This window comes from Silvanigrella paludirubra (genome assembly GCF_009208775.1).
Lineage (GTDB): Bacteria > Bdellovibrionota_B > Oligoflexia > Silvanigrellales > Silvanigrellaceae > Silvanigrella > Silvanigrella paludirubra.
The window spans coordinates 592,350-612,528 of sequence record NZ_WFLM01000001.1 but is presented as its reverse complement, the minus strand read 5'-3'; the positions used below and the strand labels follow the sequence as shown (position 1 = coordinate 612,528).

Here is a 20,179-nt window from a genome sequence, read left to right as displayed (position 1 = left end):
AAATTATACCAATTATTATAATAATTTAAAAACTCTATCTATCACCAAGCTAATTCTAAATAGAATACCAAACTGGAATAAAACTTGCTTTAGGAATTTTAGATGTTTTGTATGCTAATGAGTCATATGTCTTGGAGGTGAGTTATGGGTCTATTTAGTAAAAACGAGCAGTCTTACGATTTAGGTTTTAAAGCTAAATCGTCTTCTTCAAGTGAGATTCCAAGTTTGAATGCAGAAAGTTCTCAAAATATAGATCCTGATACGAATAAAATTAATGAAGAAAATAAATCAGATCTTACATTTACTAAATATACTCAAAAAGATCTTGCACTACAAATAAAGCTTTCAAAAGAAGAAGAAAAATATTATTTTGAACCTTCCCAAACGCTATGTGAGTCCTATTTTAAATCGTTAACTTATTTTTTGAGCTCAGAAATTCATACAGATCCTAAAAAGTCTAAAATGAGTGAAAAAGAAGTTCAGCAATATTTAATTGAAATTTTTTCAAAAATAGAAAATAAAAGTGAAGTAGTAAAATTTTTAGAAAAAGAAAATGTTTCTCAAAAACTTATTTTTTCTGAAAAAGTTGCGGCAAAAACGTTTTATCCTGGTTATTCTGAATTAAATAATAAGTATCATGAAGTGGCTAAAAAACAGAATTTCCACTTTTGGTATAAAAATATGAATTTTAACTTTTACTTAACAAGGGAAAACCAGAGTAAGCATTATTGGGATAGATTTGATTATTATTTTTTAACACCTTCTGATAGTACATTATTTAATATGTTTGTTATTCCAGTACTTGGTTTTCATGCAGTTGTTTTTTCTATAGCAATACCACCAATAGGAGGTGTTGTCGCAACTACTCAAACGTTTGCAATTCTTACAGGTATTGGTACAGCGAAAACAGTTGTAGAAAATGCTACTAAGAGTGCTTATAATCTGGTCAAAAAAAATAAATATTTTTTGGCTGATCAAGAATTATCTATAGTAAAAGATAATAAATTACCAAATTTAGATGCCATAAAGTCAGCATTAAAAAATATTAAGGAATCAACTTCTAGAACTGGACAGTTTAATTTTTACTTTGCAAATGCATTCAAATATTACTGTGAATTAAAAGAAAATTGTGATAAATATTTTAAATTTGGTAGTAGTTATTATACAGAAAATATTTTTTTAGAACAAAAACAGTATGAAAAAGAAATTCCTAAAATTCGGGATTTATATTATAAAACTTTGTATTACTCACGTAGTAATAAAATTATTGCCGATACATTAAGAATACAATTGGAAGCGTTAAAGGCTTCAACATTACAATCTCTTTATTTACTAACAAGTGATCAAAATAAAATCGGTTTCTTTAAAAGCAGGGACATATGCCTTGAAGAAAATATGTCTAAAATTATGACTTCGAAAGCTACTGCAAGGGATGCGAATACTAGGGATATTATTTATAAATATATAACTAGCAAATATAATAAAGTTGATGTTAATTTAGCAAAACAATTAACTTCATTTGTTTTATTAACAATGATGCCAAATAATTGTGAAATAAAAAATAAAACTGCAGTTGAAAATATATTTAACAGACAAATGGAAGTAGACAGAAAAAAAACGAATTATCAAACAATTAAAAGCTATTATGACGAATTTCAGCATCCTGCCGATATCGCAAGAAGGGGGGTATATATACTTGCGAATCTTCCTTTTTCTCAAGCTTACTTTACTCAAATAAATAATCAAACTTATGCCATTAATGCTGGAGCATGGGTAGCATTTTCAATTTTTGATGCAATACTTTTTGCTTCAAATTCTAATTACGCTAAAGATAAATACGCAACAATCCGAAAATGGTCCGGCAACATTGCGAATGGTATGTATGTAGGATTCCATGTTGCAGGAGCTGTTAATTTATTTTCGAATATAACTGGGTTATTCTCTAATAGTATTATATCAAACTTAGCTTTTTCTCCTTTTGGCCTACTTATAGATGTAGGAATTATAAATTTAGCAGGACAAGTTTCTGCTAATGAAGCGCAAATTTGGAAAGAAATTGAAGAACAATTTGTGCAGAAAAATAAATGAAAAAAATAATAAACTTTGGGATCCTGCTTATTCCTTTTTCACTCATAGGGCAGTAACGCCTGGGGACTCAATGCATAAACTTGGTAATATTTTTAAAAAAAGGCTAGATAATATTGCAAAACTATCTGTTAAAATTAATGAAGATTCAATTGAATTAATTGAGCAAATGAAAAATTTCGACAATCATGCTTTTAAATTTTTTTCACGGAAGCCAACAGAAGAAGATATTATAAAAAAATATACAAATACTTTAATGAATTTAATTAGTTTATCAAAAGAACTTGAAGCATATGAATATTATATGGACAATATTGTAAAAGATATTAATGAAGAAATAGACTTAGCTTTAAAATTTTATTTAACTCTCATATCTGTTGAACATAGAGGTGCTTTTTCTATTACACAGTTTGCGAAAAATGAAAAAGTTTATCCGAAAATTTTTGCTAAAAATGAAGAAAAAGCCAATGTTTAATTGGCTTTATTTCGAGTTTTTTCTAACCCAAAATTGATTTACAAAATGCATAAATATTTTCAGTCATATTTTCATTTAAATACAAATAAGGTTCAATTAGTTCAAGTTCAATTAAATACATTTTTCCATTATGTTTAACCAAATCAATTCTAGCGTAATTTGGATTTATATGACTTATAAATTTTTTAGCTTCATTAATTTCTTCGAGTGAAGGAATATAGGAAAGATTTTTAGCACCAAATAATTGATGGGCTAAAATAGAATTTATAGCAGGTATTTTCTTTATAGCATGAGAAAATTTATGATTAAAAAAGAAAAATGAAAGCTCACCTTCATCCTTAATTTCTGAAAAAAATGTCTGTACAACTAAATCCCATTGTGACAAAATTTCTTCAAACTCCCCTTTTTTTTCAAATATATCATTCTTCGAAAACTTAAATACGTGTTTTCCGCCAAGACCAATAGCTGGTTTTGCAATGAATTCAATATTTAAGTTGCTTTTTAAATTCTGAGAAATAAAGTCTTGAATTAAATTAAAGTAATTATCTGTATTTTTATTTATAATAATAATTTCACCTACATTTAAATTCAATTTTTTTAAATCGAGTAAATATTTTTTATGTGAGTTCCATATAATTAAATCTGTATTATTAACCATTTTTTTCTTTTGTTGTTTTAATTCTAATAGCATATCTAAATATTCTGGATAGTTTTGTGAATAATCCCAGCATCTTTTTGGAAAAATAATATCAAATTCTTTATAATTATTTCTTATATTTTTCCAATTTATTAGTTCTAAATCTGCCCCAAGCTCTTTCATATATGGTTTTAATAACTTGTACTCGTCAATAAAGTCAGAGCAATTTTCTAAAAAAAAATCTTTATTATCTGAATCTAATAATGCAATTTTCATTTTTTTATTCCTAACGGTAGTTGATATAATTTGAAGAATATAATATTATTTTTTAAATAAAACAAGAATATATTTTGGAAATTTTAATTAGAAAAGTTACCAATAGTGTTCAAAAATAAATATTGCTAGGAGAATTATGGAAATATTTTACAAATTAAAAAAAATTGATTTCAAAAGTTCTGAATTAATTTCTTCATTCCAAAATTTACCTTTAGATCGTTACACAAAAGAGAATTATGATTACAGAAAGAGGCGTTACTCCTTAGGACAATTAAATTATAATCAAACAGTAAATTGGTTAAATAATAATGTTTTTTTTCAAAGCATAGAGACAAATTTATATAATGGTAATTTAAATAGAAATTTTGAAAGCTTGGAAGATAACGTCTTGCAAGAAATTGAAAAGCACATTTTACCTAATATTTTAGTAGAACTCCCAAAATTTGAATATCAAATTGGGATCCATCAAATAAGAGTTTTTTGTAAAAACAATAATTTAGGATTACCAGCGCCAGAAGGTATTCACCAAGACGGTTTTCAATTTATAGCAATTTGTTGTATTGCTTCAAAAAATATAAAAGGTGGCGTTACTCAGATATTTGATCAAGATAAAATAACGGTAGCATATGAAAAAAAGCTAACCCCTAATGATTTATTTATTTTCAATGATAAAATATTTTATCATTTTACGACACCATTTCATTCCGATGTTTTTAATTTTGAAGCTTATAGAGATGTCTTTGTTTTTACATTTAAATAAATATCTAAATCTTTTTTTTACAAGGAATATAATATAGAAGTGATTTCTTGCCTCTAAATAAAAAGAGGCTATTTATATTGTAGAAAAAGGATATTTGAATGTTATTTTATACTTTGATTGAGGAAGATGATCCTAAAACACCTTTTGTTCAAGTCTATTGGGCATATGCTGAGCATTTGGGTGCTGCATTGGAAAAAATATATTTTGCAGCATTAAAAAATGGGTTTAAAAATCCAGTTTGGCGCGAGGCAGATCCTACTACTGAAGATGCCCTTCCCGATACCTTTCATCTATTAAATAAGAATGAAGTTTTTTGGTCAGAAAGCAGAAATTATTTTCCTCCGGAAGAAATAATAAAGTTACCATATGGAGTAATTTGTTCAGGTATTGAGGGAGAATTATTTATAAATGAAGTTAAAAAAGGATTTAACATTTATAAAAAAGAAAATTTATATTGTTTAGAGGTAAATATTTCTGATGCTGAGCTAGCTCCGCTTTATTTTGATATCCTTAATGAATATAATTCATTTGATGCATTCTGGTATACTTTACATGATTATTCTGGAGAAGAAAATATAAATAACTTATTTGTTAACGAAGAGTTAAATAATGCCCAAAAAATTATTGCACATTTGAATGAAGATTTTAATAACGGCATAAAAAATGGATTTTGTTCTATTACCTCATTTATAAAAGAAGGAGAAACAAATATTAACATATCTGATCATAAAAAAATTGTGATAATGACTTATTCTCTAAAAATTTTAGATATTGCGACCAAGGTTTTAATTGATAAGGGAATTATGAATTTAGAATCACTAAAATCAATTGATGAAGGATTTTATCATTGGCATTTTCGATCACCGAATAGTTTGGATCGAGCTGATTTAATTAATAAACTTAAGTCATTAGGTTTTTTTGAATGGATTCCAGATTCAAATATTTCAAACAATTAATTAATTATACCTGTCGCTAAAATTTTATTTGTATCATCATTTCTTACTTGATAAAAAATACTTAATTCATCTTTTTTAGAAAGAAATGAATCTTCCACTAAAATACAAGCAAAACAGGATACGCTATTTTTAGCTCTCAAATGCTCTATTCCTTTGAAATAAATTGTTTTATTAAGTTCTTTAATTTTATAGCATCCTAATCTTTTAGATAATTCAATTACATATTTTCTTGAACCTTCTACATCTACTTCATTAACATGCTTCATTTTTAAATTTGAGTGAATAAAATAAATATGAGTTTGAGAAAACATTATAAATACTGAACAGCCTGAAAGTTCTTGAGTAAAAAGTAAAAGATTTTTTGAAACACCATAATCAATAAATAAATTACCTAAAAAAATCCCTTTTCTTTCAATTTTTAATCCTGTAATTTCATCTTCAATAAAAGGCAAATAAATGCCCTTGCAAATAATTTCTTTTTTATGATTATTTGGATTTCTAGTGCCTTCAAAGAAAAAATCTTTATTCATTAGTAATTCTTTTTTGTTATAAAAACAATAAAAACGATCATTTTTAAGTTGTGCTAATTTAATTTGATCATTTTTAATGAGAAATTGCTCCTTCTCAAATTCCTTTTGATAAAGTATTGCATTTTCATCTATTAAATTATCATGAGAAAAGTAGAATATATATTTATTTAATTCTTTTTTTAAAATATCTGACGCTCTTTCTAAATATTTCATATATTTAATCTCCTAAAGGGATGTCTTATTTTAATTGACATCAAAAACTCTTTAAGATTTAATCAAATTATCTAATTATTTATATGCAAAATTTATTAATCATTAAATATTTAATATAAATTTAATTTAACTGTAATGATTCAAATAGAGGGAGATTCTTAAATAATTCGACTAAAATAATAAATTAGATTTATTTAGACGCTTTTTTAAAGGCATCAACAATTTTAGGATCAGTATTTAAATTAAATGCAATATATAAATTTCCATCAAATTGTTTTGCTTCTATGGCAATTTCTACTATACTTTTATCACTTTTTAGCTCTTTTAATTTTGCATCTATACCTTCATCTGTTTCTATAATTAGATCACAGCGATTATTTACGAATTTTTGTACATTCGTTGTTTGTTCTGTTGTTATTTCTAGGTTTTTAAAATTAAATCCAAGCAAATAATCATGTCTTGCATCATGTCTTACGACACAAGTTGAGTATTTTTTAGCATCTTCAATGCTTTTTAAATTGATATTTTTTGATGATTTTAATTTATAAAAGTTAAAATTTTGTTTAAAAGCTAAAATTGGATATTGAAATATTTTCATACGATCTTTTGTTTTTACGAGAGGAAAAATTAATGTATTTTTTCCTTTTGCGGCCTCAACATAGGCTCTAGCCCATGGAAATACATTTATTTTATTTGGGCTAATATTAAGTTTTTTAAGAATTTTTACTACTTGATTCCCTATTTCTCCACTTATTTTATTATTTGTATCTAATGTAACATAAGGAGGGTTGTTTTCAGTGAATATTTGAAGTTTATTAAAGTCTTGAGAATATATTTTAGCATGAAAATTTATTATAACACATACAATTGCAATATATAATTTCATAGATTTCCTCAAAATTTATTAAAATAGTTTATTTCTATTTTATTTGAAAATATTACCCAGTTTATTTATTCATAATTAGTTTAAATATTTAACAAAACAAATTTCAATTCAAATTTTAAAAAATTTCAAAAGTGTCAATTTTATTTCAAATTTGGGGTTCCTATCTTTTTCTTAAAAAATAATTGAATTTTTAAATTATTTTCATTAAAAAGAATTTGTTTTGAATTAAGATTTATATTCATTTCAGTTTTAAAGTTTAAATGGATTTTTTGAAAAATATGAATTATATAATCAAAACTAGGAAATACAATATGAAAAAACTTAGATTTATTTTTTGTGATCAACTATCCGATTCTATTTCTTCTTTAAAAAATATCAATAAAGATGATACTATTTTTCTATGTGAAGCAATGGATGAAGTAACGTATGTAAAGCATCACCCTAAAAAGATCGCTTTTATTTTTGCCTCTATGCGTCACTTTGCTGAGGAACTTGAATCTAAAGGCTTTAATATACGTTATGTAAAATTAACTGATCCTTTTAATACAGGAACTTTAGAAAGTGAAATTACACGTGCCGTTCAAGAACTTAAAATAGATCATATTATAATTACAGAACCAAGCGAATATCGTCTTAAAATTTTATTGGAATCTTTGCAAAAATCACTTGGTATTGCAATTGATATTTTGAAAGATGAACGTTTTTTTTGCTCTCCTACTGAATTTAAGTTTTGGGCAAACGGCAAAAAGCAATTTAGAATGGAATATTTTTACAGAGAAATGAGAAAAAAATATAAAATTCTTATGGAGTCTGATGGTTCTCCTGTAGGAGGTCAATGGAATTATGATAAAGAAAATCGGAAATCGCCAACAAAAAACCTTAAATCCCCTAAGCGTATTAGTCACAAAAAATCGGATATTTTAATTGATGTTCTTAAGCTCGTAGAAGAAAATTTTTCGGATCATTTTGGTAATTTACAGCCTTTTCATTTCGCTGTTACAAGGAAACAAGCATTAATTGAACTTGATGATTTTGTAAACCGCATTCTTCCCTATTTTGGAGATTATCAAGATGCAATGATGAAAGGAGAAACCTATCTTTATCATTCGTTATTATCTTCTTATATAAATATCGGACTTTTATTGCCAATGGAAGTTTGCAAGCTTGCTGAAGAAGCTTTCAAAAAAAACAAAGCACCACTGTCTGCTACTGAAGGATTTATTAGGCAAGTACTAGGCTGGAGAGAATATATTAGAGGCATTTATTGGCTAAAAATGCCTGACTATGGTGAATTAAATTATTTTGAAGCAAACACACCATTGCCTGATTTTTATTGGGGCGCAAAAACAAAAATGACTTGTATTTCAGAAGCTGTTTCTCATACCAAAGAGCATGCTTATTCACATCATATCCAGAGATTAATGGTAACAGGAAATTTTGCATTAATCTCTGGATTAAATGTAAAGCAAGTGCAAGAATGGTATTTAGCCGTTTATAGTGATGCATTTGAATGGGTAGAAATGCCTAATACACTTGGAATGGCGCTTTTTGGTGATGGAGGTATTGTAGGAAGTAAACCTTATGCAGCTAGTGCTAATTATATTAACAAAATGAGTAATTTCTGTGACACTTGTCATTATGATCCTAAAGAAATGACAAGTGAAAATGCCTGTCCATTTAATGCACTTTATTGGGATTTCATCACTCGCAATCGTAATAAGTTAGAAGTGAATCAGCGCTTACCTTTTGTTTATAGTACCTGGGATAAATTTAGTTCTGAAAAACAAAAAGCTATTAAAAATAAGGCTGCTATAAGTTTGTTACGTATGAAGAATGGTGAATTGTAAAACTTAAACATTTTTTATTATAATAATTTATTTATATTCATAATCTATAAAGTCATTTTATTGGCTATAGCTTAATTAAAATAAATGATAGAAAAAAATGTGAATGTTCTCTTAAAAATATTTAATTTCATGAGAGTTTTTATGTCTTTTGTTTCTGAAGAAAACAATGAAGATATTTTTGATATTGATTTTTCTTTTAACTGCGCAGATAATTTAAAAATATCGGATGCAGATTTTAGTATATTTTGTGATTTAAGCCAATATTTATCTGAATGTATGTGCCAATAAGTTTTTTGGCTTTTTTCGAGTCGTTTTGCATTTTTTAAGCAATGAAATTTAAAATTATAACTTAGTATTTAAATCCGTAAGGCAATTGATATGGCTATCAAATGGTTTTAATAATCCATTAATAAATCTATTATAATTCATATTCTTTTCTCTCGATTTTTGAATTTATTTAAGTAAACAATAGGATACTTTTAATTATTTATTTTCAGAAATAGAAAAAAATTGGAAAAACTTTATTTTTAGACATTTTTCATGAACTTTTTTTAGTTATGAAATAATTTTATATAATTAATTTTTCATCTATCAATATATTTGAAGATACTAAGATAATGTTGTTAAAATATTGACACTAAAGAGCGCCAATTTTCCCACATATGATAATTTTAATTTATCATAAATTTTAGCTGTGATTTCTGTAATTACTTATAAATGGAGGAATTGTATGGCGAAAAGTTCAAATCAAGCTCATAAGTTCAATGAGAGCTCGAAAAAAACCGCAGTCGGAAAAAAGACAAAAGAAAATTTAAAAAATAATGAAAATAGTCTAGTCTATACTCCATTTTCAACGCCTGCATTTATTGAGGATTTAGAAGGTTTTTCTCAGGCTGAGATGAATAAACATTGGAACTTAAATGCAAATGCTTTCACGGAACAATCCATAACAGGAGATCCCTGGAATCAAGGATATTTTGATAGTACAGGCAAATTCGTAATCTCTCCTGCTCAGTCTTATTATTATAATTTAGCAACAACAACGATCCCTGCTGGAACGCCAGCAATTCCTGTTTCTTGGGAGGCTTTTCCTCGAAGAATTCTTTATTATCTTGGAAAAAATAATCCTTCTACAAATCCTTATAACTTAGATCAGGAAAAATTATTTGAATTAGCAGATACTGGATATTACACGGATAGTAAAGGAACTAAACAATCTTTTCCTCAAATACCTGTTACTTTATGTCCTAGTCCAAATTGGAATGGCGAATTGCAAGATTATGGTCCATATGGCCCAAGAGGCTGGCAAGATGAATATAGCGAATGGAGTGTGACTAGAAATAGTGATGGAAAAATTACCCGTGTCGATTTCGTATGCGAAAATCCAGAATACTGGTATACGCTTTGGAGAGTTGATCCAAATGCAGTAGCACAAAAATATCAAGATACTTTAAACTATGGATTGCCAGCAAATAGTCCCAACTTAATTAAGGTTAATGTTGAAGATCTTTATTTAAAAGATCCTGTTTCAGGAAATCCAGTCCTTGATCCTTTTACCAAAAAACCTTCATATAATCCGCTTAATAAATGGAATAGTGGACCCACATCACTCCGTGGAAAAACATCCTCTGGCGGGGCGATGCATTTAACAAGTTCGCCAAATACATTACAAACAGAAGTTGGATTAGCAGGTGCTGCTACCGTTCAAAGAAACGTTGGAAACATCAATTCACAAACTCTTATTTGTTGTAGTCAATACGGGCAATCTTTCCGTAATAGTGATCCGTTTATTGGGCAATCGGTAAACCAAGTTGTTGGTGGGCCTCCTGCATCACGGGTATCCCTTGCAAATCCAATAGGTCTATATATTCAAATGCCTAATTTTAATAATTATCAATTATTTGATGATCCAAAACTCCCTGCAGGCGCAAAAGTTTCAGATTGTTGGCACGTGGTAAGAGGTCATGAAATATTGATTGATCCTGTTACAAATAAACCATTTAATGGAAATTTTATTCTTCATGCTATTTTTCAAATTCCAGCTTCTTGGATTGCAGCTGGGGTAACAAAAACGATTGGAGATATTAAAATTAATTCGGGTGGTGTTTCTTCACCTATTCAATGGGCGGGTCAAATTGCACAAACTTATCATGTGGGTTTATACGCAAGAGGATTATCTGCTGATGATCTAGAGCCTGTTAGCTGTGCTATTAATCTTAGCAATCCCACTGAAGATAAAAAGTTACCTCCCGCACAAGCCCAACCAGTACAAATGATGTATCAATCCCTTTGGAATGCTTATTATGGAACTAAAGTACCTAATCCAGTAAATCATCCTATGTCACTTGCAACGAATTCTGTAATTGTACCTGTTCCTGTTAGACAAGGTGATCAAGGATTAAAAATGGTTTTAATTTGTACCACGGCCGTTAAAGGAACAAACAACGCTCTTCCTACTGTTACCGTACCAAATTCAAATATAAAAATTACTGTTGATCAAAATTCAGGTCTTCAAGATGTTACTTATGCAGCACCTGGTAATTCCTATCCAAGTGTTTTTAATATGCTAACATTAACTGTTAATATTGATAAAGATACCACACCTGGACTTTATGGAATTCAAGTAAATAACCCAGGTACAGGAATGCCTGCAGCCGTAACAGCTCCAGGATATTTAAATGTATTTCCATCATAAATGTTTAAAATAAAAATATCGGAATAAATAAATGTGAATAAAAGTGTGGAAAGTTAATTACTCGACGCACTTTATTTTTCTGTATCCTTCATTTAATGGAGATCTTAGTAAATGAAAATTTATTATTTTATTACCCTGTTTATTTTAGAATTTATTTATTCACTTTGCTTTTCTGTGAATACAATAAATTATAAATGGTTCAAATTAGCCATGGCTGTTGAAAGTGTACCTGGTGACTGCAGTATGCCTCCACAATTAACAACAGTAATACCAAGTGATATGGGTGTTCCGAATTCACAAGCAAATGCGAATTGTTTTGCTTGGCAAGAATTTCTTTCCTTAAATTGGGTTGCCGATAATGCCACTTGTTCCGCTGATAGTTCTATAAAACCAAGCGATTTTGGATTAGCAAATAATTCAGCCCCCGTTGTATGGGAAACTTATAAAGAATCCGCAGAAATATTTTTACCTCAAGCTCAAAAGCCAGCCAACTGGTGCAGCCAACAAGCATTGCCTGAACAATGGAAACAAAAATTAAAATCAATCATGAAAACATCTCCTCATGGTTATAAAGTAATGGCATCTATTTCTAAAGCAGCGAATAATGCCGATGTGTTAAATTTGAATTCATATGGACAAGCTGGTACCAACAATTCTTGGATAACGACACAATCTGGAAAATTAGCTCTGTATGAAATCCGTGTGAATCAAGATGAATTTAATTATATTAATGCAAATCAACTTTATAATGCACAAGTTCAACAACAATTTGTTACAACTCAAGGAATAAACTTACCTGATGGTTCTGCTACATTCACACAATATGGAAAAATAGGATCAATTGAATTAAAAGCTTCTTGGGTTGAACTTCCCGATCCAAAAACTTGGCCCTCTTTTAAAATTTCAAAAGCAGTTGTTCGTTACCCTAATGAAAAAAATCCTAAAGAAGTAACAGTAGGATTAACGGGTCTCCATATTATTCATAAAACAAAACGATCTCCCCAATTTATTTGGGCAACATTTGAACATATAAATAATGCGCCAAATTCAGATAAACAAAATTTGCTTCCTTGGTATACATTTTATAATTTAAATTGTGATCCCACTAAAGATCATTATAAATGTTACCCTAATGCACAGCCACCTACGGCAACACCACAAAATCCTTATTTTCCTAATTACCCTAAAGATCCCTATGAAGCACCTATACAAGTTGTTCGTATGACTCCAATTAGTAGTGACTCCGTTAATAATGTAGCAGGATTAAATAAATGGGTATGGGATAATGTAATTTCGCCAGCAAATTCAAAATCAGTTTTTCTAAATTACCAACTTGTTAATGTTGTTTGGGCAAATAGTCCTGAAGTTATTCAACCAGGAGCAAGAATACCTCTCCCTGATGGGAATCAACAACCAAATCCTAGTAACACAATCGTTGCAAACACAACCTTAGAGACTTATTTTCAACAAACAAAAAGTTGCTTATTTTGTCATCAAAATGCTTCATTAAAACAACAAAGCACCCAAACAGAAAAATTTAAAAATGAATTAAAATCTATTCCAATGCACATGCTCCATTTGCTTCAATTAAAAAATAACGATTCAGCAAAGGTGACAAAAAGTACGAGCGCGCCTTATGCATCAGATTATTCCTTTTTATTTTATAGTGCTGCGAGTCCTAATTCTGGAATGCATTTTAAGAATAAAAAATAATATGAGGATAAATCTAGTTCTTTTGAGCATTCAGCCTCTTTTTTTCATAAAGCGGGTGAATGCAAACTGAAAAAGCAAAGTTTTTGTAAAAACACGAAGGTAACCTCAAGGCCTCTATGATGATTCTTCTAAACTTGACTTTTAAGTCATTTCTGGAATAAAAAAAGAATATTTTTAATTAAGTTTAAGGAATTGCGAAGGCTTAATTCGAAAATAACGAATTGGTTTTCTAAAAAAGGAATTATCTGTGAAAGTTCTAAAAATTTTCCTGTTTTCATCACTTTTTTTAAATTCTATTTCATGGGCAAACATACCTACTTGGGCTCAAAAAACGGGTGAAAATAAAAAAAAAGATCATATTGTTATTCCTTGTCAAGGAATAGGACCCTCATTAGATCTTGCTCGTACAGAAGCAAAAAATAGTTGTATTCATTCAATCCAAAATCGACTTAATGTAGAATATACAGACAAGTCATATATTATTGAAGATGAAAAACAAATTGTTTTTCATCGTGAAATTGCTTCTCAAACTAAATATGAAAATCTTGTTTGTAATCAACTTAACGAAGAAATTGAATCATTTCATGATCACTATAGCGTATGGATTCAATGTGAGTATGATCTTTCAAAAATTAAAGTTAAAAAATTAAATGAAAATAATAATAATTTGAATACAAAAAATATTAAAAAAGACAACTCATGGATACAAAATCGTGGAGAACTTGCAACCCCATTACTTTCAAATAATAATATAATTCATAATAAATCTGTTTATTCCTCTTCAAAGATAATTAATATTTCAGTAATACCTCAATGCAGTCAATTGCTGATAAGGGGAAAAAAATCAAGTCGAATTGTAGATTGCAATACCAATCCCATCTCCGTTTTAATTTCTCCAGAGGAAACACAAATTATTGTTCGTTCCGTTAGTGGTTATTTACCAAAAACAATTCAATTATCAGAGACAAGGAATAAAGATGAAAATGTTCAAGTTATTCTTGATAGGGGCTAGTATATTAATTCCTGTTTCGTGTATTCATTCTCCAAAAGTGAGCAACTCTTTTTCTGGTACTTATTATTATAATAAATCCTATGCTTCAAATTCGACAATAGCCTTGCAGACTCAAGGTTGGAACGCTTCTGCAAATCCACAATTTTTAAACTCTGAAAGTCATGTTAATGATGATATTATTTATAATTATTATTGCAGCCGGGGAAGTCAGATAAAATCATTGAAATATAATATTACTTTTATAGTTCCAAAAGTTCCAGAAGGAATACCTTTAGATGATGCATTGAAATTACGAAAAAATTATATTGAAGAAGGAAGAAGTGCAATAAGAAATATATTTTTTATTATTTCTAAAAATAATGTTAATGAAAACTCTAAAAAATTATTAGATAAATTAAATCTTAATATGGACTCAAGTTCTTTGATTAAAAGAATTTCACATTTAATTAATAACGAAATTAATTTACAATCTAACGAAAAACTATCATTTTTTGCACTTTCTAATACAAACAATGATGATATTTTAAAACATTTTCAAAATACCCGAGGCAATAAAAAAGAATATGGTTTAAATCGATTTCTATTTTTAGCTTCTAACAAAAATAATAGTCTTTATCTTGTTTTAGCAGATACAAGTAGAATATTATATTTTAGTAGTAAAATATTTAAAACTATAGAATCTAAAGACTATTGGAAATGGGAAAGTACAGGATCTGATGATGAAAATGTGCAACAATACGCACTTAATGATATGCAACACCATTTTTATGGAATATCAAATGAAGTAAAGTTAGATACAGGTGGAGAATCTTTTTTGCCTTTTGATATTATTCCATCACATGAAACAAATATGCCTATTTATCCTTTAATGGAGTATTATAATACGGAAGCAGCATTTTTTATGGAACAATATACCATGCTTATTCCCGCAATTGAACAGCGCAAGTATTTTAAAAAAAACAAACAACTATTAGGTTATAACTATGAAACTCAAGAGCTATCACCATCTGCCGCAATTTATGAACGTGATAAAATATGGAAATCGTATGTTTCTGCATTTACAAATGTTGCAGAAGCAGCAACTCAAGATCCGGGTGTCATTTTTTATGAAGTTTCTATTGATCTCAATTTATTCTGCAAATATGGCCAAAAAATGAGTGATCTTGTAACAAAATAATATCTTAAATGCTTTTATTAAATACTATTTTCAATTTCGACAACTAAAATGCGAGCTTCGCCAATGGGATGGGCAACATGCTCGGTTCCATTTGATGCAAAAAAAATATCGCCATTATTTAAAATTACCGATTTCTCCTCATGGTCTTTCTTGTAAAACATTTTGACTTGGCCATGAAGCACAACAAATACTTCTTCTCCCTCATTTGTATGCCATTTATAAGGTGTATTGGTCCAATGCAAACTCGTCGTAACACCATTCATATTTGCTATTTGAAGAGATCCCCAAGAACGATCAGCTTTAAAATTTTTTGATTCAATCACTCTCATAAACCAAACTCCTAATATTAGTTCTTAAAAAATGGACATCTTTTTGAAAAGTAACATAGAAGTTTATAGAAATGAAATTCATTATATTTTTGGATTATTTAAGTTTAAAAAAGTGATAAAAAGATTATTCTGAAAATAAATATCTTTTTTATGACAATGCAGAGTTTGCAAAACAAATAGGAATGAATATGTAGTCACAATTTAAATATTTATATTTTTTATAATTCTGATGAACAAACTGTTCCTTGGTGAAAAATAAGATTCCAATTATCATTTGTGAGTTTCCAAATTGAACTTCGCAAAGAGTAAATTTCGTTATTTTTAATGGCAAGATAATTTGCTAAAACAACATTGTCTGAAAGAAATGTTATTTTAAAATTTTTTAAGGCATAATGAACATCTTTTTCTTCAAAAAGTGCATTTATAATTTCTGTCTTATTGAACGAAGTACCTGAGCTTGTAAATTCAAAAAATTCATCCGCAAGTAAAGAGTCAAGTTCAGATTTTGAATGCCTGATAGATGGTTGAAGTAGCTTTTCTTCTAAAAGTTGAATTTGCTCCAAAATAAGGATTTTATCCTCCTCCTCTTTTATTATATTCAATACATTAAACAAGCATTTAAGTAAATACTTCTATTAAGAATATGTTTAATTAAATTATAAATTAAATATTTTTTATATTTTTCAGTATTTTATCACGAATATTTTGATAATTAATTTTTTTATAATCTGATATTGGACTTTTTTCTCTATTTTTATATGCAACAAAACCTATACTACTTTTGATTTGACTGATTGGAATGATAAATTCTTTTTTAAGAGATCCACTTTTATCTAACATAATACTTCTAAATTCAAAATTATTTAGAGCTTCATCCCAAATTGTGCAAGTATAAGAATAATTTCTTGCACAATCATGATCATAATAAGAGCGATATTTATTACTTAAATGCGTAAGTTTAAAATTTTCAGGTACATCTAAATTACCTTTAGCAAAATAAGTCTCAATAATTTTCTTATATATTTTTTGACAAAAATCTGTTTTGGTAGAGTATAGAATTTGAAAATCTATATTTTTATAATTTCTTAAGGTAGCCGCAAAACAAACCTCATCTTTAAAAGTATTATTTAAATTTAAAATATGATTTAAGTCAAAAGTTTCTTCGTAAGAGACATCTAAACCAATATCAAAATAAAGACCAGGTTCATAATATCCCAATAAAGCTTTAACTATATCAGCAGCTATTGCTGGCATTGGTTTATAATAATTTTGAAAAGTTTTATTAATTCCTCTAAATGGTATATTTGCTTTATCAGACGAATAGGTTGAAATTGTACCTAATTCATCAGAAAATAAATAGCGCAAAAATTTAGGATTTTTCCCATTTTTTACAATCATATTATCTGATTCAAGGCGAGAAAAGAGATCAAATACATTTCGGCTAGAAATACTAATTTGAAGGTCTCGTGATAAATTTTCAATAACAGTTTGTCGAATATCTCTGTCAGACCAAATATATATTTGTAATTTGTATGCTCCTTGAAAAAAATATTTTAAATTTATAATTTTTATTTTTAATAATGTATCAATAAAATTTGAACAATCACTTCCACACCAAATATAATTTATAGTAAGTAATTTCATTTATTATCAACCTCTCTAATTAAAAAAATATTTTATTAATTAGTAAAATAATATATACTAATAATATATAGATAATTTAAGTATAAATGTCTAGTATAAATATATTATTTAAGAAATATTTTTATTTATTTCATGATTTAAATTATAATTAATTGATATTGCATATGTAATTATGTCTTAAAGAAACTTTATTATGTGTGTTTTTTGTTTTGAGTAAAATAAAATAAAACACAGTAATATCTGAGTTTTATATATAAATCAAATTGTTAATCTAACAATTTGATTTATACTATTTCAATTAAAAATAAAGAAATTAAAATTATATGTCTTTTTTAATTGATATTAAATTTTTCTTAAAAGAAATAATTGTGATAATATAAATAGATAAAATAACAAATAAATTATTTGAGGAGTTCAAAAAAAATATGAATTTCATTAAAATTTCAATATTAGTTGGAAATATGTCAAAAGCTAGGTTTGAAGCATTTAGTGATGGTGTTATCGCAGTTATTATAACAGTATTAGTTCTTGAAATACCTTTGCCTAGCAATCATATAAATTCGAATGAACTTTTTTCAGTTTTAGTTTTTTTGCTACAATAAGTATTTGGATAGTTTCACATTATTAATTTTACATATTATTGAAAGATTAGATCCAAAATTATAATTTTTGAGTTTCCAAATTGAACTGCATAAAGATTATATTTTATTATTTTTAACGAATAGATAATGTGCTAAATAAGCAAGAGGCTTAAATTGTAATTTAATCTGTTAACATTTCAATTATATTCTTAGCATCAGGATACATTTCAATTAATTTGGATCTATTCGCCATTTCAAAATCTTCAAAATCAAATCCAGGAGCAACAGTGCACCCAACAAAGGAATAACCACTATTATTTTCAGGTATTGCACCAAACCATGTTCCAGCAGGAATCACATGCTGAAGTTTTTGACCAGCTTTTAAATCTTGGCCAAGAACTACTTTCGTTAAAGTGCCATAAGGAGAAATTTCAAAAATGTTTAATGGAACGCCAAGATAAAAATGCCAAACTTCATCTGATGCTATTCGATGAAACGCAGACTTTTTACCGTTTGGAATAAGAAAATATATAGCAGTTGAAACATTACGCTCACCATTAGGAGTTTGAGTCTTACTTTGTGCACGGTAAGATTCTTTAAAGTATCCTCCTTCAGGATGTGGTTCGAGATTAAAATGTTTAATAAGATCTTTAATTTCCATATTCAAGCCTTTTTTATTTGCAAAAAATACTCATTTATTCAAAACGATTTAAATTTAAATAAAGTTTTTATAAAATGTCAACTTTTTTAATACTTTTTTTCTTGAAATAATTTTATTTTATTAAAGACATATAATTTTGAAAATGAAATACAAATTAATTTTTGTAACAAAAATCAAAAATTGAGGTTATTTTTTTACTATCCTTATCTTTTTCTATATGAATTAATATAATAATTAAGATTAAATCCCATTTTTTTTGGAGCAATAAAAAATATGAATTTCATATAAAAATTTAATATTTTAAACAGCAATTACAAAATAGATTTTATAAATCTATTTTATTTGACAATAAGCAAATTAATAAATTAAATATAATTTTGTATTAAATGAGTTTCATTAACTCTTTTTTGTTATCAAAAGATTAAGGAAAAAAAAATGCAGAATGAATTATTATTCTTAGATGAAATTGTGCTAATTGGTACCACAGTAAGAACAAATAATAAAAATGAAATGAACCCAGAAACTTCTAAAATTGGTAAGCACTTTCAAACATATTTTCAAAATAAAGTAGCTGAAAACTTTAAAGATCGTTGTTCTCCAAATACCACATACTCCATTTATACGGAATATGGAAGTGATGAACAAGGTGAGTTTACCCATTTTATAGGAGAGGTTGTAAAAAACTCTATTGAAGATTATAAGGATTCAAAATTTAAAAAACTTATTATTCCAGCATGTAAATATAAAAAGTTTACAACCTCACCAGGAACAATTCCAGATAATGTGATCAAAGCATGGCAAGAAATTTGGAAACTTGATTCTTTAGGCCTTGGGGGTAAAAGATGCTATATTGCAGATTTTGAAATTTATGATCAAAGAGCATATCAACAAGAAAATTCTATTGTTGATATTTTTATAGGAATAAAGTGAATTTGAATCTCCTTTGGGGTAAGATGAAATGTCAAAATATTTTATAAAAACTAAAAATAAGACAGGCTATATTTTAAGCGAAATACTAGATGAAATATCTAATGATTTTATATTATTTTCCAAAAATAAAAACTTACCAATACTAGAAATTGGTGCAGGATATGGAGTAGTATCATTAGAATGTTTAAAAAATGGAGCCACAGTTATAGCAAATGATTTAGAAGTCGAACATCTAAAAGTTATTCAAGAAAAATCAAATGATTTTAATAAAAGTAAACTCATTTTAATGCCAGGCGATTTTGAAGATATCAACTTATTAGAATCTTCTTTGTCCGCTGTTTTTTGTTCTCGCGTTATTCATTTTTTTGATCCTGATAAAATTATGAGATGTATTAAAAAAACTTATAATTGGTTGGAAATGGGAGGAAAAGCTTTTTTTACTGTTGAATCACCATATTTAAAAAACTGGAATCATTTTCAACATGATTTTAAAAAAAGAAAAAATTCAGGGGATAAATTTGCAGGATATGTTAGGACAAAAGATTATATAAATATTGGGGAAATTTCTGATAGTTTGCCAGAATATATGCATTTTTTTGATGATGATTTATTATCTGAAATATTTAAAACTTGTGGATTCAAAATTGAAAAATGTTTTTTATTCGGTCGTCCTTATTTTCCCGAAGAAGTACAACTAGACGGTCGAGAAAGTGTCGGAATAATTGCAACGAAATAAAGATAATTTTTTTTAATAAAATGATTCATTTTTAAA

At 27.6% G+C, this 20,179-nt stretch carries 19 protein-coding genes and 1 pseudogene; 13 read left to right on the top strand and 7 right to left on the bottom strand.

Annotated elements, in window-relative coordinates:
- Positions 1-144 precede the first annotated feature (144 nt).
- Positions 145-2,088: a hypothetical protein gene (locus GCL60_RS02850; RefSeq protein ID WP_153418352.1), complete on the top strand. Its 1,944-nt coding sequence runs from the start codon at positions 145-147 to the stop codon at positions 2,086-2,088.
- Positions 2,057-2,560 (top strand): hypothetical protein, encoded by a 504-nt coding sequence (locus GCL60_RS02845; protein ID WP_153418351.1) that lies wholly within the window; start codon positions 2,057-2,059, stop codon positions 2,558-2,560. The genes GCL60_RS02850 and GCL60_RS02845 overlap by 32 nt, the downstream gene beginning before the upstream one ends.
- Before the next feature lie 22 nt (positions 2,561-2,582).
- Here the strand turns inward: GCL60_RS02845 and GCL60_RS02840 are convergent, their stop codons facing one another.
- Positions 2,583-3,473, bottom strand: coding sequence for an ATP-grasp domain-containing protein (locus GCL60_RS02840; protein ID WP_153418350.1), 891 nt, complete (start codon positions 3,471-3,473; stop codon positions 2,583-2,585).
- A 136-nt stretch (positions 3,474-3,609) separates the two neighbouring features.
- Between GCL60_RS02840 and GCL60_RS02835 the strand changes: the two genes are divergently transcribed.
- Together GCL60_RS02835 and GCL60_RS02830 are read left to right on the top strand one after the other, a co-directional pair.
- Positions 3,610-4,233: a 2OG-Fe dioxygenase family protein gene (locus GCL60_RS02835; protein WP_153418349.1), complete on the top strand. Its 624-nt coding sequence runs from the start codon at positions 3,610-3,612 to the stop codon at positions 4,231-4,233.
- 98 nt (positions 4,234-4,331) lie between these two features.
- A complete protein-coding gene (locus GCL60_RS02830; RefSeq protein ID WP_153418348.1) occupies positions 4,332-5,189 on the top strand; it encodes a hypothetical protein in 858 nt (285 codons plus the stop codon).
- On the opposite strand, the gene GCL60_RS02825 is transcribed toward GCL60_RS02830, so the two are convergent.
- Both GCL60_RS02825 and GCL60_RS02820 read right to left on the bottom strand, forming a co-directional pair.
- Positions 5,186-5,932 (bottom strand): hypothetical protein, encoded by a 747-nt coding sequence (locus tag GCL60_RS02825; protein WP_153418347.1) that lies wholly within the window; start codon positions 5,930-5,932, stop codon positions 5,186-5,188. The two genes, GCL60_RS02830 and GCL60_RS02825, sit on opposite strands and share 4 nt — an antisense overlap.
- Positions 5,933-6,122: 190 nt before the next feature.
- Complete coding sequence (locus GCL60_RS02820) at positions 6,123-6,818, bottom strand: substrate-binding periplasmic protein (protein WP_153418346.1); 696 nt, start codon at positions 6,816-6,818, stop codon at positions 6,123-6,125.
- 311 nt (positions 6,819-7,129) lie between these two features.
- Between GCL60_RS02820 and GCL60_RS02815 the strand changes: the two genes are divergently transcribed.
- The 6 genes from GCL60_RS02815 to GCL60_RS02790 all read left to right on the top strand — a co-directional run bounded on the left by GCL60_RS02815 (position 7,130) and on the right by GCL60_RS02790 (position 15,262).
- Positions 7,130-8,665, top strand: coding sequence for a cryptochrome/photolyase family protein (locus tag GCL60_RS02815; protein ID WP_153418345.1), 1,536 nt, complete (start codon positions 7,130-7,132; stop codon positions 8,663-8,665).
- A gap of 141 nt (positions 8,666-8,806) precedes the next feature.
- Positions 8,807-8,953, top strand: a complete 147-nt coding sequence (locus tag GCL60_RS02810; protein ID WP_153418344.1) for a hypothetical protein — start codon at positions 8,807-8,809, stop codon at positions 8,951-8,953.
- A 442-nt stretch (positions 8,954-9,395) separates the two neighbouring features.
- Positions 9,396-11,360, top strand: a complete 1,965-nt coding sequence (locus GCL60_RS02805; protein WP_153418343.1) for a hypothetical protein — start codon at positions 9,396-9,398, stop codon at positions 11,358-11,360.
- Between the two features lie 111 nt (positions 11,361-11,471).
- Positions 11,472-13,073, top strand: a complete 1,602-nt coding sequence (locus tag GCL60_RS02800) for a hypothetical protein (protein WP_153418342.1) — start codon at positions 11,472-11,474, stop codon at positions 13,071-13,073.
- 247 nt (positions 13,074-13,320) lie between these two features.
- On the top strand, positions 13,321-14,085 hold the full coding sequence (locus GCL60_RS02795; protein ID WP_153418341.1) for a hypothetical protein: 765 nt from the start codon (positions 13,321-13,323) through the stop codon (positions 14,083-14,085).
- Positions 14,051-15,262, top strand: coding sequence for a hypothetical protein (locus GCL60_RS02790; RefSeq protein ID WP_153418340.1), 1,212 nt, complete (start codon positions 14,051-14,053; stop codon positions 15,260-15,262). Before GCL60_RS02795 ends, GCL60_RS02790 begins: the two co-directional genes overlap by 35 nt.
- Before the next feature lie 17 nt (positions 15,263-15,279).
- Here GCL60_RS02790 and GCL60_RS02785 read toward each other — a convergent pair whose 3' ends face one another.
- The 3 genes from GCL60_RS02785 to GCL60_RS02775 all read right to left on the bottom strand — a co-directional run bounded on the left by GCL60_RS02785 (position 15,280) and on the right by GCL60_RS02775 (position 17,235).
- Positions 15,280-15,591, bottom strand: a complete 312-nt coding sequence (locus GCL60_RS02785; protein ID WP_153418339.1) for a cupin domain-containing protein — start codon at positions 15,589-15,591, stop codon at positions 15,280-15,282.
- 218 nt (positions 15,592-15,809) lie between these two features.
- Positions 15,810-16,154 carry a nuclear transport factor 2 family protein gene (locus tag GCL60_RS02780; protein WP_202613988.1) on the bottom strand — a complete coding sequence of 115 codons (345 nt, stop codon included), beginning with the start codon at positions 16,152-16,154 and terminating at the stop codon, positions 15,810-15,812.
- 100 nt (positions 16,155-16,254) lie between these two features.
- Positions 16,255-17,235, bottom strand: a complete 981-nt coding sequence (locus GCL60_RS02775; protein ID WP_153418338.1) for a hypothetical protein — start codon at positions 17,233-17,235, stop codon at positions 16,255-16,257.
- A 461-nt stretch (positions 17,236-17,696) separates the two neighbouring features.
- Between GCL60_RS02775 and GCL60_RS17510 the strand changes: the two are divergent.
- Positions 17,697-17,789: pseudogene (locus GCL60_RS17510) on the top strand (TMEM175 family protein); the annotation flags it as partial.
- 208 nt (positions 17,790-17,997) lie between these two features.
- On the opposite strand, the gene GCL60_RS02765 reads toward GCL60_RS17510, so the two are convergent.
- Positions 17,998-18,477, bottom strand: a complete 480-nt coding sequence (locus GCL60_RS02765; protein ID WP_153418337.1) for a cupin domain-containing protein — start codon at positions 18,475-18,477, stop codon at positions 17,998-18,000.
- 435 nt (positions 18,478-18,912) lie between these two features.
- On the opposite strand from GCL60_RS02765, the gene GCL60_RS02760 reads away from it, so the two are divergent.
- Positions 18,913-19,407: a GyrI-like domain-containing protein gene (locus tag GCL60_RS02760; RefSeq protein ID WP_153418336.1), complete on the top strand. Its 495-nt coding sequence runs from the start codon at positions 18,913-18,915 to the stop codon at positions 19,405-19,407.
- Positions 19,408-19,435: 28 nt separating this feature from the next.
- On the top strand, positions 19,436-20,143 hold the full coding sequence (locus tag GCL60_RS02755) for a class I SAM-dependent methyltransferase (protein ID WP_153418335.1): 708 nt from the start codon (positions 19,436-19,438) through the stop codon (positions 20,141-20,143).
- Positions 20,144-20,179 lie beyond the last annotated feature (36 nt).